This is a genomic window from Methylovirgula sp. (assembly GCF_037200945.1).
In the GTDB taxonomy this organism is placed as follows: Bacteria; Pseudomonadota; Alphaproteobacteria; order Rhizobiales; family Beijerinckiaceae; genus Methylovirgula.
In genome coordinates, this window is record NZ_JBBCGP010000001.1 from 2,919,066 (window position 1) to 2,931,385 (window position 12,320).

16 protein-coding genes, 1 tRNA gene and 1 riboswitch are annotated in these 12,320 nt (G+C 59.6%); of the genes, 10 read left to right on the forward strand and 7 right to left on the reverse strand.

The window, feature by feature from the left end; translation table 11 throughout:
• Position 1: 1 nt before the first annotated feature.
• Complete coding sequence (locus WDN02_RS14155; protein WP_337294106.1) at positions 2–685, forward strand: ABC transporter ATP-binding protein; 684 nt, start codon at positions 2–4, stop codon at positions 683–685.
• 11 nt (positions 686–696) lie between these two features.
• On the opposite strand, the gene WDN02_RS14160 is transcribed toward WDN02_RS14155, so the two are convergent.
• Positions 697–1,083: a PilZ domain-containing protein gene (locus tag WDN02_RS14160; protein ID WP_337294107.1), complete on the reverse strand. Its 387-nt coding sequence runs from the start codon at positions 1,081–1,083 to the stop codon at positions 697–699.
• Between the two features lie 184 nt (positions 1,084–1,267).
• Here WDN02_RS14160 and WDN02_RS14165 point away from each other — a divergent pair, with 184 nt between their 5' ends.
• The 5 genes from WDN02_RS14165 (at position 1,268) to WDN02_RS14185 (ending at position 6,141) form a co-directional block, all read left to right on the forward strand.
• On the forward strand, positions 1,268–1,408 hold the full coding sequence (locus WDN02_RS14165) for a hypothetical protein (RefSeq protein ID WP_337294108.1): 141 nt from the start codon (positions 1,268–1,270) through the stop codon (positions 1,406–1,408).
• A 147-nt stretch (positions 1,409–1,555) separates the two neighbouring features.
• Positions 1,556–2,041 carry a manganese-binding transcriptional regulator MntR gene (mntR, locus tag WDN02_RS14170; RefSeq protein WP_337294109.1) on the forward strand — a complete coding sequence of 162 codons (486 nt, stop codon included), beginning with the start codon at positions 1,556–1,558 and terminating at the stop codon, positions 2,039–2,041.
• A gap of 347 nt (positions 2,042–2,388) precedes the next feature.
• Positions 2,389–4,119 (forward strand): dihydroxy-acid dehydratase, encoded by a 1,731-nt coding sequence (ilvD, locus tag WDN02_RS14175; protein ID WP_337294110.1) that lies wholly within the window; start codon positions 2,389–2,391, stop codon positions 4,117–4,119.
• On the forward strand, positions 4,106–4,957 hold the full coding sequence (locus WDN02_RS14180; protein WP_337294111.1) for a tetratricopeptide repeat protein: 852 nt from the start codon (positions 4,106–4,108) through the stop codon (positions 4,955–4,957). The genes ilvD and WDN02_RS14180 overlap by 14 nt, the downstream gene beginning before the upstream one ends.
• Before the next feature lie 881 nt (positions 4,958–5,838).
• A complete protein-coding gene (locus tag WDN02_RS14185; protein WP_337294112.1) occupies positions 5,839–6,141 on the forward strand; it encodes an acylphosphatase in 303 nt (100 codons plus the stop codon).
• Between the two features lie 3 nt (positions 6,142–6,144).
• On the opposite strand, the gene WDN02_RS14190 is transcribed toward WDN02_RS14185, so the two are convergent.
• Entirely contained in the window at positions 6,145–6,528 is a 384-nt protein-coding gene (locus WDN02_RS14190) for a helix-turn-helix domain-containing protein (protein WP_337294948.1), read from the reverse strand.
• 89 nt (positions 6,529–6,617) lie between these two features.
• Here WDN02_RS14190 and WDN02_RS14195 point away from each other — a divergent pair, with 89 nt between their 5' ends.
• The gene (locus tag WDN02_RS14195; protein WP_337294113.1) at positions 6,618–7,238 is read left to right on the forward strand and encodes an NAD(P)H-dependent oxidoreductase; all 621 of its coding nucleotides are present in this window, start codon (positions 6,618–6,620) and stop codon (positions 7,236–7,238) included.
• 2 nt (positions 7,239–7,240) lie between these two features.
• Here WDN02_RS14195 and lipB read toward each other — a convergent pair whose 3' ends face one another.
• Complete coding sequence (gene lipB / locus WDN02_RS14200) at positions 7,241–7,960, reverse strand: lipoyl(octanoyl) transferase LipB (protein WP_337294114.1); 720 nt, start codon at positions 7,958–7,960, stop codon at positions 7,241–7,243.
• Positions 7,961–8,123: 163 nt separating this feature from the next.
• Between lipB and WDN02_RS14205 the strand changes: the two genes are divergently transcribed.
• Positions 8,124–8,208 (forward strand) — tRNA-Leu (locus WDN02_RS14205).
• A 304-nt stretch (positions 8,209–8,512) separates the two neighbouring features.
• Here the strand turns inward: WDN02_RS14205 and WDN02_RS14210 are convergent.
• The 3 genes from WDN02_RS14210 to WDN02_RS14220 all read right to left on the reverse strand — a co-directional run bounded on the left by WDN02_RS14210 (position 8,513) and on the right by WDN02_RS14220 (position 10,224).
• On the reverse strand, positions 8,513–9,004 hold the full coding sequence (locus WDN02_RS14210) for a hypothetical protein (protein WP_337294115.1): 492 nt from the start codon (positions 9,002–9,004) through the stop codon (positions 8,513–8,515).
• A gap of 211 nt (positions 9,005–9,215) precedes the next feature.
• On the reverse strand, positions 9,216–9,512 hold the full coding sequence (locus WDN02_RS14215) for a hypothetical protein (RefSeq protein WP_337294116.1): 297 nt from the start codon (positions 9,510–9,512) through the stop codon (positions 9,216–9,218).
• 142 nt (positions 9,513–9,654) lie between these two features.
• Complete coding sequence (locus tag WDN02_RS14220) at positions 9,655–10,224, reverse strand: histidine phosphatase family protein (protein WP_337294117.1); 570 nt, start codon at positions 10,222–10,224, stop codon at positions 9,655–9,657.
• A gap of 22 nt (positions 10,225–10,246) precedes the next feature.
• Positions 10,247–10,384: riboswitch (cobalamin riboswitch) on the forward strand.
• Between the two features lie 26 nt (positions 10,385–10,410).
• Here WDN02_RS14220 and WDN02_RS14225 point away from each other — a divergent pair.
• A complete protein-coding gene (locus WDN02_RS14225) occupies positions 10,411–10,611 on the forward strand; it encodes a CbtB-domain containing protein (RefSeq protein WP_337294118.1) in 201 nt (66 codons plus the stop codon).
• A 12-nt stretch (positions 10,612–10,623) separates the two neighbouring features.
• On the forward strand, positions 10,624–11,400 hold the full coding sequence (locus WDN02_RS14230; protein ID WP_337294119.1) for a CbtA family protein: 777 nt from the start codon (positions 10,624–10,626) through the stop codon (positions 11,398–11,400).
• A 4-nt stretch (positions 11,401–11,404) separates the two neighbouring features.
• On the opposite strand, the gene WDN02_RS14235 is transcribed toward WDN02_RS14230, so the two are convergent.
• The gene (locus tag WDN02_RS14235) at positions 11,405–12,313 is read right to left on the reverse strand and encodes a polysaccharide deacetylase family protein (protein WP_337294120.1); all 909 of its coding nucleotides are present in this window, start codon (positions 12,311–12,313) and stop codon (positions 11,405–11,407) included.
• Positions 12,314–12,320 lie beyond the last annotated feature (7 nt).

Genomic DNA, 12,320 nt, shown 5'->3' on the forward strand with positions numbered 1-12,320 from the left:
CATGAGCGAACCCGTTCTTCAGCTCAAGGGCATCACCCGCGTCTACAAGCAAGGCGAAGAGGCGCTTTCCGTGCTGGCCGACGCGGATTTTGCGCTCTTTCCCGGGCAGTCCGTGGCCCTGGTCGCGCCGTCCGGCACCGGCAAATCCACGCTTCTGCATATCGCTGGTCTGCTCGAACGCCCGGACGGTGGCGAAGTCTTCATTAACGGCGTGGCGACGACCCGCCTTTCCGACGATTCGCGCACGGCGCTGCGCCGCAACGCCATCGGCTTCGTCTACCAGTTTCATCATCTCCTGCCGGAATTCTCGGCCATCGAGAATATCATGCTGCCGCAAATGATCGCCGGCCTCTCGCGGCGTAAGGCGGAGGTGCGCGCGCTCGAACTTCTCGATTATCTTGGACTCGCGGCGCGCGCGAAGCACCGGCCGGCCGAATTATCGGGTGGTGAACAGCAGCGGGTCGCGATTGCGCGCGCCGTCGCCAACGCGCCGGGCCTCCTTCTCGCGGATGAGCCGACGGGCAACCTCGACCCGCATACGGCGGATCATGTCTTCGCGTCGCTCGAAACGCTGGTTCAGGCGACCGGCTTGGCGACGCTGGTTGCAACGCACAGCCAGGCACTGGCGGCGCAGATGACGCGCAGAGTTACGCTGGACGATGGGCGCGTGCGGGAAATGGAATGAACGTACGGAGCTCAGGCCGCGATATTCGGATCCTGGCCAAGGTCTTCCAGTCTCTTGGATAGTTCACGCACGCGACTCTTGAGTTCGGCGTTTTGCAATTCAAGCTCGCGCAGGCGGTCCGCTGGCGTCTTCGTCGCGACTGCGGCCCCAGCTTCGACGAAGTTCACGCCAATTGAATCCTTATCGCGCCATACGAGTCGCGCATGATGATTGCGGTGCTTGGCAGGGATATAGACATCGAATTCGGTCGGCACGGTGAGCGTGTCGTTGAGCGCGATTTTTGCGCCCGCCGCCGAATAATTCTTGATAATGCACTCGATCGTCGTCATGCGATTATTGAAAACGATTTGGGCTCGCAGAAAGCTCCTGACGCGTTCGGTAGTTCTATGCTCCTGCATTGCAGACTCCGGTGCATTTCAAAAACTCTAGACCAATTTGAATTTAATCTATCCGAGCTGGGTTAATACTTGTTCAATTCAGTCTCGGAAATGCAATTTAACTCTACAAAATCGGTCAATGCTCGCGCAGGTGCAAAAAAATCGGGCTTATGCTAGTTTGGCGTGTGATTTAGGGGGGATAACGGTGCCAATTCGCATTCTCGCGCTCGCCGCAATTGTTGCTTTGTCGCTCTTTGTCAGCGGCTGCACGTCGTGCGGCCAGCTCGACAAGTTCAATGCGCCGACAATGCCGAAGCTCTGCCATGCGGATAATTCGCCAAACTGATCCGGGTGGCGGTTAGCGAGGGCCGTCTTCTTGCCACTGCCGCATAGCCCCGACGACAAAAGACACCCCCAGCTTCAGATCGCAATCGCGTTGAACCACGCGGCTGGAAAGTGCAGAGTCGCCGGCGGTCGCCGATGAAGGTTCGAGATGGTTGAAAAGTCAGTTCCCGCATCGAAGGAGCGCATTCGCCTGCCGTCGGAGGCCGATCAGGCGGAACGGTTCGGCAAGGCACGTTCCGCCCAGGCGACGGCGATCCTCGAAGATTATGTCGAGCTGATCGACGACCTTCTGAAGTCCGAAGGCGAGGCACGTCCGACGGACATAGCCCGCCGCCTTGGCGTGTCGCACGCCACAGCCATCAAGAGCATCGCCAGGCTGAAACGCGAAGGCCTTGCGACCTCCAAACTCTACCGCGGCGTGTTCCTGACGCCGGAAGGTTTGGCACTCGCCGTGAAGGTCCGGGACCGCCACCGTCTCGTTGTCGATCTTCTCATCGCCGTTGGTGTGCCAGAGCACTGCGCGGAGCTTGATGCCGAGGGTATTGAGCACCATGTCTCCGATACTGCGCTCGCAGCCTTCGCCCGTTTCCTGGACGGCAGCGAGATGAGCGGCCGGCGGGGCAAGCCGGACTAACCGGCATTCGGTTACCATAAGTCGTGAATTTGGGGGCCCGCGCAGTTTTGCGCGTTGGCCCTTAGCTGCGTTTCAAGAGTCGTTGCATTAGGGCAACAGCTCGGAAGCATCTTCTTCAGATGCGATGCAAGGGAGAATATAGCCGCTTTTCAGCCATAAACCGGCGGCTAGTTGAAATCATTCGAAGGACGCGAAGTTGGGTGCGGAATTACATCTGCAGAACTTGTTTTTAAGCGAAGTTCGTAACCGGGAGTCATCGCCCGCGCGCTCCGCGTGGCGCCAGACGGCATCGATCAATCTGTCGTCGAAAGGCTGTCGTTCACAAGTCGAATTATCGGGATTCTGAGTTGGAAGCGCGCGCTATCAATAAGCAGAAACTTCCCAGCCGCCATGTGACGGAAGGGCCGGAGCGCGCACCGCACCGATCCTACCTCTATGCCATGGGACTGACGCGCGAACAAATTCATCAACCGCTCGTTGGCGTCGCCTCCTGCTGGAATGAAGCCGCGCCTTGCAACATTTCGCTGATGCGGCAGGCGCAGGCGGTGAAGAAGGGCGTTGCCGCCGCGAACGGAACGCCGCGCGAGTTCTGCACCATCACCGTCACCGATGGCATCGCCATGGGCCATCAGGGCATGAAGGCTTCGCTCGTTTCGCGCGAAGTCATCGCCGATTCAGTCGAACTCACCATGCGCGGGCATTGCTACGATGCGTTGGTCGGCCTTGCCGGTTGCGACAAGTCCTTGCCGGGCATGATGATGGCGATGCTGCGCCTCAACGTGCCGTCGATTTTCATCTACGGCGGCTCGATCCTGCCGGGCAATTTCCGCGGTCAACAGGTAACGGTCCAGGATCTCTTCGAAGCCGTCGGCAAATATTCCGTCGGCGCGATATCGGGTGCCGATCTCGACGAACTCGAGATGGTTGCGTGCCCATCCGCCGGTGCGTGCGGCGCGCAATTCACCGCCAATACGATGGCGACCGTCTCGGAGGCGATCGGCCTCGCGCTGCCTTATTCGGCGGGGGCGCCGGCGCCTTATGAAATCCGCGACCGGTTCTGCACAATGGCCGGCGAAATGGTGATGGATCTGGTCGCCCGCAATATCCGTCCGCGCGACATCGTCACCCGCAAGGCGTTGGAAAATGCCGCTGCCGTCGTCGCCGCCTCGGGCGGTTCGACCAATGCTGCGCTGCATCTTCCGGCGATCGCGCATGAGTGCGGTATCGATTTTGATCTGTTCGACGTAGCGGACGTCTTCCAGCGCACGCCTTACATCGCCGACCTGAAGCCGGGCGGCAAATATGTCGCCAAGGACATGTTCGAGGTCGGCGGCATTCCGCTTTTGATGAAGACCTTGCTCGATCATGGCTACATGCACGGCGACTGCCTGACGGTCACCGGGCGCACGATCGCGGAAAATCTCGCCAGTGTGAAATGGAATCCGGATCAGGTCGTCGTCTATCCCGCCGATAAGCCGTTGAGCCCGACCGGCGGTGTCGTTGGCCTGAAGGGTAATCTGGCCCCGGAAGGCGCCATCGTGAAGGTCGCGGGTATGGAGAAGGACCACCTCGTTTTCGAAGGTCCGGCTCTCTGCTTCGACAGCGAAGAGGCATGTTTCGACGCGGTCGAGAATCGCCGCTACGAACCGGGCTGCGTGCTCGTGATCCGCTACGAAGGCCCACGCGGCGGCCCGGGTATGCGTGAGATGTTGTCGACGACCGCCGCGCTCTACGGGCAGGGTATGGGCAACAAAGTCGCGCTGATCACCGACGGACGTTTCTCTGGCGCGACGCGCGGATTCTGCATCGGTCATGTTGGGCCGGAAGCCGCCATCGGCGGTCCGATCGCGCTTCTGCGCGATGGCGATATCATCCGCATCGACGCAATCAATCACACGATCGAGGTCAAACTGTCCGACGAGGAACTCGCGGAACGCAAGAAATCCTGGACGCCGCGGTCAACCAACTACGGTTCCGGCGCGATTTGGAAATATGCGCAGCAGGTCGGTTCGGCGCGTTATGGCGCCGTGACTCAGCCGGGCGGCGCGGGCGAGGTTGAATGCTATGCAGATAGCTAGACCGAGCCTCATCGCCCTCTCGGCTGTGGCGTTTTTCGCGACGTTGGTCGCCGCGCCGCGGGTGACCGTTGCTTTCGATGGCACGCCGCAATCCTCGACGAGCGTCGACAAGATGCCGCTGCAGATTTTCAAGGATCCCGAGGCTGCGTTGCGAGCCGGGCTTGAGGATTTCAAAACCGGCGATTCCCGCTCGGGACTCGAAGCATTGAAATATGCCGCGGCCGGGGGCGAGTCGCTTGCCCGCTGGAAGCTCGCGAAAATGTACGCCAACGGCGACGGCGTCCCGCAGGACGACGAGAAGGCCTACGATTATTTCGAGCAGATTGTCGAAAATTACGACGAAGACGATTCCTCGCTGCGCGAGCGCGCGGTGGTGTCGAGCGCGTTTGTGGCCGTCGGCGCCTATAGCCTGAACGGAATTCCGAACACGCATGTGATGTCCGATCCGATGCGCGCGCTCGAGATGTTCCAGTATGCGGCGACCAATTTCGGCAATGCCGATGCACAATATAATCTCGCGCGCATGTATCTCGATGGCGTTGGTGTCACGCGCGATGCCGGGCAGGCGGCGCGTTGGCTGCATCTTGCAGCCGAGAAAAACCATATCGAAGCGCAGGCGCTTCTCGGGCAATTGCTGTTCACGGGACGCGAGGGCGTCGCGCGGCAACGCGGTCTCGGCCTGATGTGGCTGACATTGGCGCAGCAATCGGCAACGCCTGACAAGAAAGATCAGTGGATCTTCGACCTTTATCAAAAGGCCAATGCCGCGGCAGACGACACGGACAAACAGATCGCCGCGCTTTACATCGCCGATTACAAGAAGCGCCAACGCGATTAGACGCGCGACAACAATTCTTCGGGTTGCGAGTTCGCCATCCAGCTATCCGCTGGGTGGTGTTTTGCGTTTCAGAGTCGGTATCGAGTTCATTCGAGCGTCGTCCACGTTAATGTCTTGGCGAAAGCACGAACATACAAGCGACGAATCACTGATCGTCGGGAATTAGCGGTTTGTTCCAGACTAGATCGTGTGCTGGAGCGAGGCGATGCCTACAAGCCCGCTCGTAAAATCGCACTGTGTATGCGATCAAAAACTCGGTGCGTTAAATGTTCTGTCCCGTTTTGAATCATAAGGGGCGAAGGCGGACTTGATCCGCGCAGCTATGAATCTGCATTTACCTTCGACGCTGGCGACTCTGATCGAGAGCATCCAAGCGATCGACAAAGCGAGACATGTCCCTTTTCCCGTTAATATCTCGACGAAAGCACGAACATATCAGCGACGAATCATTGATTGTCAAAAATTGGCGGTTTGTTCCGGACTAGATCGTGTGCTGGAGCGAGGCGATGCCTACAAGCCCGCTCGTAAAATCGCGCTGTGGATGCAATCGCATATCAGGTGCGTTAAGTGTTTTGTCCCGTTTTGAATCATGAAGACCACGGCAGATTTTATCCGCGCATCTAAATATTCGCCTTTACGTTTGATACTGACGACTCGAACCGCAGGTCGCTCGCATCTCTTTCCGTTAAAGTCTTGGCGAAAGCACGAACATACCAGCGACGAATCACTGATCATCAAGAATTGGCGGTTTGTTCCGGGCTAGATTGTGTGTTGATACGAGGCGGCATCCACAAGTACGCCCGTAAAATTGCACAATGGATGCGATGAGACGCGTGGCGCGTTAAGTGTTCTGTCTCATTTTGACTCATGAGTTGCGAAAGATGACCGGCATCGAAAAAATCGTCGCCGTTCGCGTCCAAGGCCGCGTGCAGGGCGTCGGATTTCGCGCCTTTGTTCAACATGAAGCCAAACGTCTCGATGTCAGAGGCTGGGTTCGTAATCGGCTGAACGGCGATGTCGAAGCGCTCTTTGCCGGCCCGACGTCCGCGGTCGATTCTCTCGTCGCCGCGTGTCGACGCGGGCCGGATCATGCCCGCGTGACCGATCTCAGCGTGTATGAGCCAAACCCAGACGAGCCTTCGGGCGAGCCGCCCAGCGGCTTTCGTCTGCTGCCGACAAGATAGGCCTTAAATCGCGCCACTCTCGCGGTCGAATTTTTCGCGCGCCGCATCGATCTCCACGACATGCGCCAACGCCCATTGGCCGAGTGCCATCACCGGTTCGCACAACGAGCAGCCAAGTTCACTCAGCCTGTATTCGACTTTCGGCGGAATTGTCGGAAAGACCTTGCGGGTTACCAGGCCATCGCGTTCGAGCCCGCGCAAGGTCAGTGTCAGCATGCGTTGAGAAATCGCATCGACGTTGCGCTTGATCTCGCTGAAGCGCTTCGGCCCCGCGGCAAGCGTCATGATGATAAGCACACTCCACTTATCGCCGACGCGGGCGAGAAGCTGGCTCACCCGGCGACAGTCGGAATGATCTACGGCGGGCGGTTCGATAGTCACGTCCATGTCTGCAACACCCAAAAATGTGCCTCCTTGCGGGGTTTAGCAGCAGTACCGTAATTAGTCCAGGTTACAAACAAATACCGAGGTGGACTATGAAACTGCTACAAATTGATTCGAGCATCACCGCTCCGAATTCCGTGAGCCGGGTGATCACTGCTGCTGTCGTCGAGCGCCTGCGCCAGACGCATCCGGGCCTGCAGGTCATCGAGCGCGATATCATCGGCGCCGCGCTGGATCATATCACGCCAGTCAATTTCCCCTCGTCGCATCCGATTTCGGCCCTGGCCGGCGACGCACCGGAATTTGCCGCCGGCCGCGCGACGAGCGACGCTATTCTCGACGAATTCCTGGCTGCCGATATCGTCGTGATCGGCGCGCCGATGTATAATTTTGGCGTCCCTAGCCAGCTCAAGGCTTGGATCGACCGAGTCATCGTTCCGGGCAAGACCTTCAGCTATGGTCCCGAGGGCGTGAAGGGCCTTATCCCCGGCAAGCGGGTGATCATCGCTATTTCGCGTGGCAATCTTTACGGTTCGGACCAGCCGACAGCCGCGCTTGAACATGTGGAGACTTATCTGCGCTCGGTCTTCTCTTTTGTTGGCATCACCAATCTGCAATTCATCGTCGCCGAAGGCGTCCAGCTCGGCCCCGACGCGCGCCAGGCGGCGCTCGACAAGGCGTTGCAGGAAACCTCAGTGCTGAAAGCAGCCTAAATTCAGCGGGCGGCGCCGAAGGTTGCTTCAAATGTCCGGCGGAGAGTTTCATCGACCTCCGCCAGTGTCGCTGGCACGCCGAGGTCGCGCAGGCTGGTGAGGCCGAGGTGCGAGGCGGCAATGCCGCAGGGCGTGATGGCGGCATAATGGGAAAGCTCCGGCGCGATATTCAACGAGATGCCGTGAAAGGTCACCCAGCGGCGCACGCGGATGCCGATCGCGGCGATCTTGTCTTCGGCGGGTTCGCCATTTACGCCGGGCGGCTTATCCGGGCGCGCAACCCAGACGCCAACGCGATCCTCCCGCCGCGCCCCATGCACGCCAAAATGCGCCAGCGCCGCGATGATCCAGTCTTCCAGCGCGGCGACGAAGGCACGAACATCCGGCCCGCGCCGGCCGAGATCGAGCATCACATAGACGACCCGCTGACCGGGCCCATGATAGGTGATCTGGCCGCCACGGCCGGTTTTATGAAGCGGAAAGCGGAGCAGGTCGTCCGCTGACGAGACGGCCGACGTTCCCGCGGTGTAAAGCGGCGGATGTTGGAGCAGTAGCACTTGCTCCGCGGCTTCTCCCGCCGCAATTGCCGCGACACGCCCTTCCATTATCGCCAGCGCATCGTCGTAGCTGGTGAGCCCGTCAAGCACGCGCCATTCGACCCGGCCGCTTACGGGATTCCGTAAACTCCGGACGATGTCCTGACGGGGAAGCGGTCTGCTCATGCTTTGTCGCTCGAAAGCGCCGCGAATTCCGCACGCGACGGAGATAAAACAAGTCTTTCGCGCAATTTGAGCCGTGGCGACGCAAAATCAAGCGCCCTAGGGCAGGAAAAGTCCCCGCCAGCCTTGTCAGAGCAGGGGGGGTTTGTTAGATCACCGGCCTTCCGCGGCCATGGCGGAATTGGTAGACGCGCTAGCTTGAGGTGCTAGTGGGGAGACCCGTGGAGGTTCGAGTCCTCTTGGCCGCACCATTTCATTTTAGTCTCGTTGATTTTAGAGCGATTTATTTCATCTTCGTCTTAGCTAAAAGCTACGCGGCACACTTTTGTTCGTGGTTCTTTCATTGAGCTTAGTGTGTCTGCGAGCTTGGCCATGGCACTTGCTGCCATAAGCCTGCGTCACGCACCGCGGGCGTAAATTTTGATTCTGGTTGGGGGCCGGATGGCCGGTGATGGCTGCGATCTCCCCTTTGGAGCAGCCGAGTTCCGCTAAACGCGCGGCGCTCGCGTTCCTTCAACCTGCGCCAAGCAATGCGGGAGACCAGCCTGAAACCGGCTAATTTGTGCCGATGTTCAGGGTGACGATCTTCTCTGTTCTGATGTTGTACGTGCAATAGGCGGTAGAGCGGACCCATGCACCGAATCCATTTTGCATTTGGACATGATCGTCTATCAAAGTGATCAACCCGTCATCCGGTGCATTCGTACCTGTTTCATAGTTGGCGAAATCCTCGCACAACCAACCACTGCACCATTTCGGGTGGGCATATTTTCCGGTCTCATTCACGGCAGCAATGCAGGCATGCCTCGCATCGTCAGCCTTTGAACTATAGTTGACGAGATCGGCGTTATCTCGACACATTTTCCAATTCTCAGCGCAAAGTGTCTCTGGATCGCTCTGCGTGACCGCTTCTTTGTCGCCTCTTGAAGAGTCTATCGCGAACAAGAGGCATGCGACGCCTGCTGTCGCGGCGATACCCGTGAACAGCCAAAAACCCAGAGTGGGGCGATGCTGGGCCATAGGTGCCGCAAAATTATCACGGCTCAAAGAGTCGCCGATTAGAGACTCTCGACCGCAATTTGCCGAGGAGCCGGGTCGCTGGGCAGCAGGATAAGGCTTCGCTCGGGCTGTGCAACAGGCAGTTGGCACACCCCGAGAACGCTATCGGACCTTGCACGGGACTTTGCGTCGTCCTCTTGGCCGCATGGGCGACTAGCTTTCGGCCTGATTTTTCAGACAAAAATCGATTGAAGCAGGGTTAGGCTGCGGGCGCACCGGAACTGGCGTTGCGGATGGCCGCGACGATCGCCGTCAGCACGGCGCCGAGGACGCCGCCGCCGACCGCTTGGCTCGCCAATGTCCCGATATCCGCATGACCGACGTTCTCCAGCGCCGGGATGATGATCCCGAGGAAGGACGTGCCGGCCGCGCCGCCGATGGCGCCGACAAGCGAATTGCCCAGCGTTCCCAAGTTGAGGTTCTTGGCGACTGAGGCAACACCATTGCCGCCGATCGCGCCGGCGACAAGTTCAACGACGAGTCCTAAAGCAGACATTTCATTCTCCCCTTTTTTCCGGTTCTTGCCGGCGGCGGGATTTGAGAAGCAATCGTCGTAGCGGTCAAGGCGAAGGGCCGACGGCGCGTGCCCCGCCACACAAAGCGGATGTCGATACTGCGATGCGTCAGGCTGATCAGAGTCAGTCAACGCTGGCGTTCAGGCTATGCACTGTCCAGCGGCCGCCACGCGCCTGGAAACGCGAAAAGCTGAGCGGTGCGATATCGATTCGCCAAAAGGATTTTGGATTGGCGTCGAGCGCGACGATTGCGGCGGCGCGAATGACAGAAGCGTGGGTCACGGCGATGATTCGATCATCGCCTTCGCCGATTTTATCCAACCAGTTTGCAATTCTCGTCAGCAAGTGCGTGACAGATTCGCCGCCGTGTGGCGCGGCGGACGGGTCTTCTATCCATTGCGCGAGACCAGCCGCATCGGCAGCTTCCAATTCCTCAAGGGATTTGCCAGCCCAATCTCCAAGATCGATATCCGCGAGCAACGGATCGACTTCGGCGGCGAGGCCTAAAGCCTCCGCTGTCTGGACGGCCCGCAGGGCGGGGCTTGTCCAGGCAGCATCCGAGCGCCCTATGCGCGGTGCGAGTGCGGCCGCCTTTGTTGCGCTTGCGGCCTCCAATGGTTCATCGCACGGAAAAAGCGCTGCACGGGTCGCCTTTGTCGCGCCATGCGCAATGAATGTGAGACGCAAGCTCATTTCCCTTGTCCGTTTGACAGAGCGGGCTTCAGCGCATTATCGTCCGCGCGACTACGGACGTGGAAGCTGGTGAAAGTCCAGCACGGTCGCGCCACTGTAATCGAAAGCGGAATTTTCCGTGATCGAAAGTCAGACCCTCGCCGTAGCAATCCATTCATCGGGGCGCTGGATCCCCAGGGAGTGATCATGTCAGATATTACAATCGGTTCAACGACTGCGCCCATCCCGGTTCGCGAGATTTTGCCGTGGCTTATCTTCGGCGCACTCATGCTGCTCGCCATCTATTTTGTTGGCGCTGAAGAGGGGGCGACCTCCATCTTCAAGGGCATGTATGTGCACGAATGGGTGCACGACAGCCGCCATCTTCTCGGTTTCCCCTGCCACTAAGAGGGGTCTCCAATGGTCAGCGCACTTCTCGTGCGGGGAATGCTTGTCGGCTTCCTCGCGGGACTTCTTGTATTCACGTTCGCCAAGGTTTTCGGCGAGCCACAGGTCGATCGTGCCATCGCGTTTGAAAGCGCGATGGACGAGGCGAAGATGAAGGCCGATCTCGCCAAGGGCATTCACGATATGGAAGAGCCGGAGCTTGTCAGCCGTCCGATGCAGGCGAGTTGGGGCCTGCTCACCGGCGTCATGACCTATTGCACGGCGTTCGGCGGTCTGTTCGCATTGGTGTTCGCGTTTGCTTACGGCCGCGTCAGCGGTCTCGGTCCGCGCGCCGTCGCGGCGTTGCTGGGGCTGACGGGCATTGTCAGCCTCTACATCGTGCCGAATCTCAAATACCCGTCCAATCCGCCGTCGGTGGGTCACCCGGATACGATCGGGATTCGCACGGGGCTTTATTTTGCGATGATGGCCCTGTCGGTGGCGGCCATGGTCGGCGCGGCGATCCTGCGCAAGCGCCTCGCACCCAAACACGGGGCGTGGACGGCCGCGTTGATCGCATCAGGCGTCTACATTGTCGCCGTGATTGTCGTCGCTGCGCTCTTGCCACCGATCAACGAAGTCCCCAGCGATTTCCCGGCCGTCGTGCTCTGGCACTTCCGCATCGATTCACTTGCCATGCAGGCGATCATGTGGGCGACATTGGGCTTCGTGTTTGGCGCCTTGACCGAGCGGGATTCTGTCGGCCGCCTGCATCGGTTCAGCGGCAACGCCAATCCCGCTTGGCGTTAGACTTTTAAGGCTCCGGCAGGCGCGTTGTGTGCGTCTGCGCTTCGTGTGTGCCGGGCACTTTATGCCCGGCCAGTCTTGGAATGATCTTCGCCAAAATCTCTTCGGTCTCCGATCGCCAACTGGGCGGCGCCGCGCGAAACGCCGGCGTGTCGGGGCCGGGCGCGATATGCACGATCTTGTAGCCGCGCTGCTTCAAGGCGCGCAAAAGCTGCGGCAGCATTTCCGCCGTCGAAGCGCGGGAATCGTGCATCAGCAAAATGCCGCGCCTGGCGCGGTCGAGCCGCTTCAGCACAAGATCAAGTTCGGCCTGCGGCGTCAATAAAAGCCAGTCCGAAGCCCAGAAATCGGAGCCGAAGACGCCGATGTTTCGGCTCTCAAGCCAGCTCACGAGCGCTGGCGTATCGGCAAAGCCCGGAAAGCGAAAGAATTTGATCTGACCCCCGACGCTGCCATATGCGGCCTGCTCATCGGCGGCGAAGCCGTGGTCGATATCGGCGCGGGCGGCGGCATCGCGCATCAAGCGCAGCGTTCCGCCGGGATGCGAAAACGTATGATTGCCAATCGAATGGCCGTCAGCGACCTCGCGCCGCGCCAGCGCCGGATAGGCCTGCGCGTTGCGGCCGATGAGGAAGAACGTTGCCTCGACGCATTCCTTGGCCAAAGCATCGAGCACGCGGGGCGTTGTCGTCGGCCTGGGGCCATCGTCGAATGTCAGCACGACCTCGTGATCGGCAAGTGCGAGCGTTCGTGGATAGGTCTGCAATCCGATCGCAAAGCCGCCATTGGTCGAAAGCGTCAGCGTGCGCTCGGTCCCAAGCTTGTCGGGTCCACAGCCGGCCGCCGTGGCGCTCACGGTGGCAAGAGCGAATATCAAGGCCGCGGCGCCGGATTGCCGCGCCAATTTGCAAAGCATGGTTTGC

What these genes read in the sequence shown, in the direction of transcription:
- WDN02_RS14155 (WP_337294106.1), top strand. Translation starts at nt 2, where the DNA reads ATGAGCGAACCCGTTCTTCAGCTCAAGGGCATCACCCGCGTCTACAAG.
- WDN02_RS14160 (WP_337294107.1), bottom strand. Translation starts at nt 1,083, where the DNA reads ATGCAGGAGCATAGAACTACCGAACGCGTCAGGAGCTTTCTGCGAGCC.
- mntR (WP_337294109.1), top strand. Translation starts at nt 1,556, where the DNA reads ATGGTTGAAAAGTCAGTTCCCGCATCGAAGGAGCGCATTCGCCTGCCG.
- WDN02_RS14180 (WP_337294111.1), top strand. Translation starts at nt 4,106, where the DNA reads ATGCAGATAGCTAGACCGAGCCTCATCGCCCTCTCGGCTGTGGCGTTT.
- WDN02_RS14185 (WP_337294112.1), top strand. Translation starts at nt 5,839, where the DNA reads ATGACCGGCATCGAAAAAATCGTCGCCGTTCGCGTCCAAGGCCGCGTG.
- WDN02_RS14190 (WP_337294948.1), bottom strand. Translation starts at nt 6,528, where the DNA reads ATGGACGTGACTATCGAACCGCCCGCCGTAGATCATTCCGACTGTCGC.
- WDN02_RS14195 (WP_337294113.1), top strand. Translation starts at nt 6,618, where the DNA reads ATGAAACTGCTACAAATTGATTCGAGCATCACCGCTCCGAATTCCGTG.
- lipB (WP_337294114.1), bottom strand. Translation starts at nt 7,960, where the DNA reads ATGAGCAGACCGCTTCCCCGTCAGGACATCGTCCGGAGTTTACGGAAT.
- WDN02_RS14215 (WP_337294116.1), bottom strand. Translation starts at nt 9,512, where the DNA reads ATGTCTGCTTTAGGACTCGTCGTTGAACTTGTCGCCGGCGCGATCGGC.
- WDN02_RS14220 (WP_337294117.1), bottom strand. Translation starts at nt 10,224, where the DNA reads ATGAGCTTGCGTCTCACATTCATTGCGCATGGCGCGACAAAGGCGACC.
- WDN02_RS14225 (WP_337294118.1), top strand. Translation starts at nt 10,411, where the DNA reads ATGTCAGATATTACAATCGGTTCAACGACTGCGCCCATCCCGGTTCGC.
- WDN02_RS14230 (WP_337294119.1), top strand. Translation starts at nt 10,624, where the DNA reads ATGGTCAGCGCACTTCTCGTGCGGGGAATGCTTGTCGGCTTCCTCGCG.
- WDN02_RS14235 (WP_337294120.1), bottom strand. Translation starts at nt 12,313, where the DNA reads ATGCTTTGCAAATTGGCGCGGCAATCCGGCGCCGCGGCCTTGATATTC.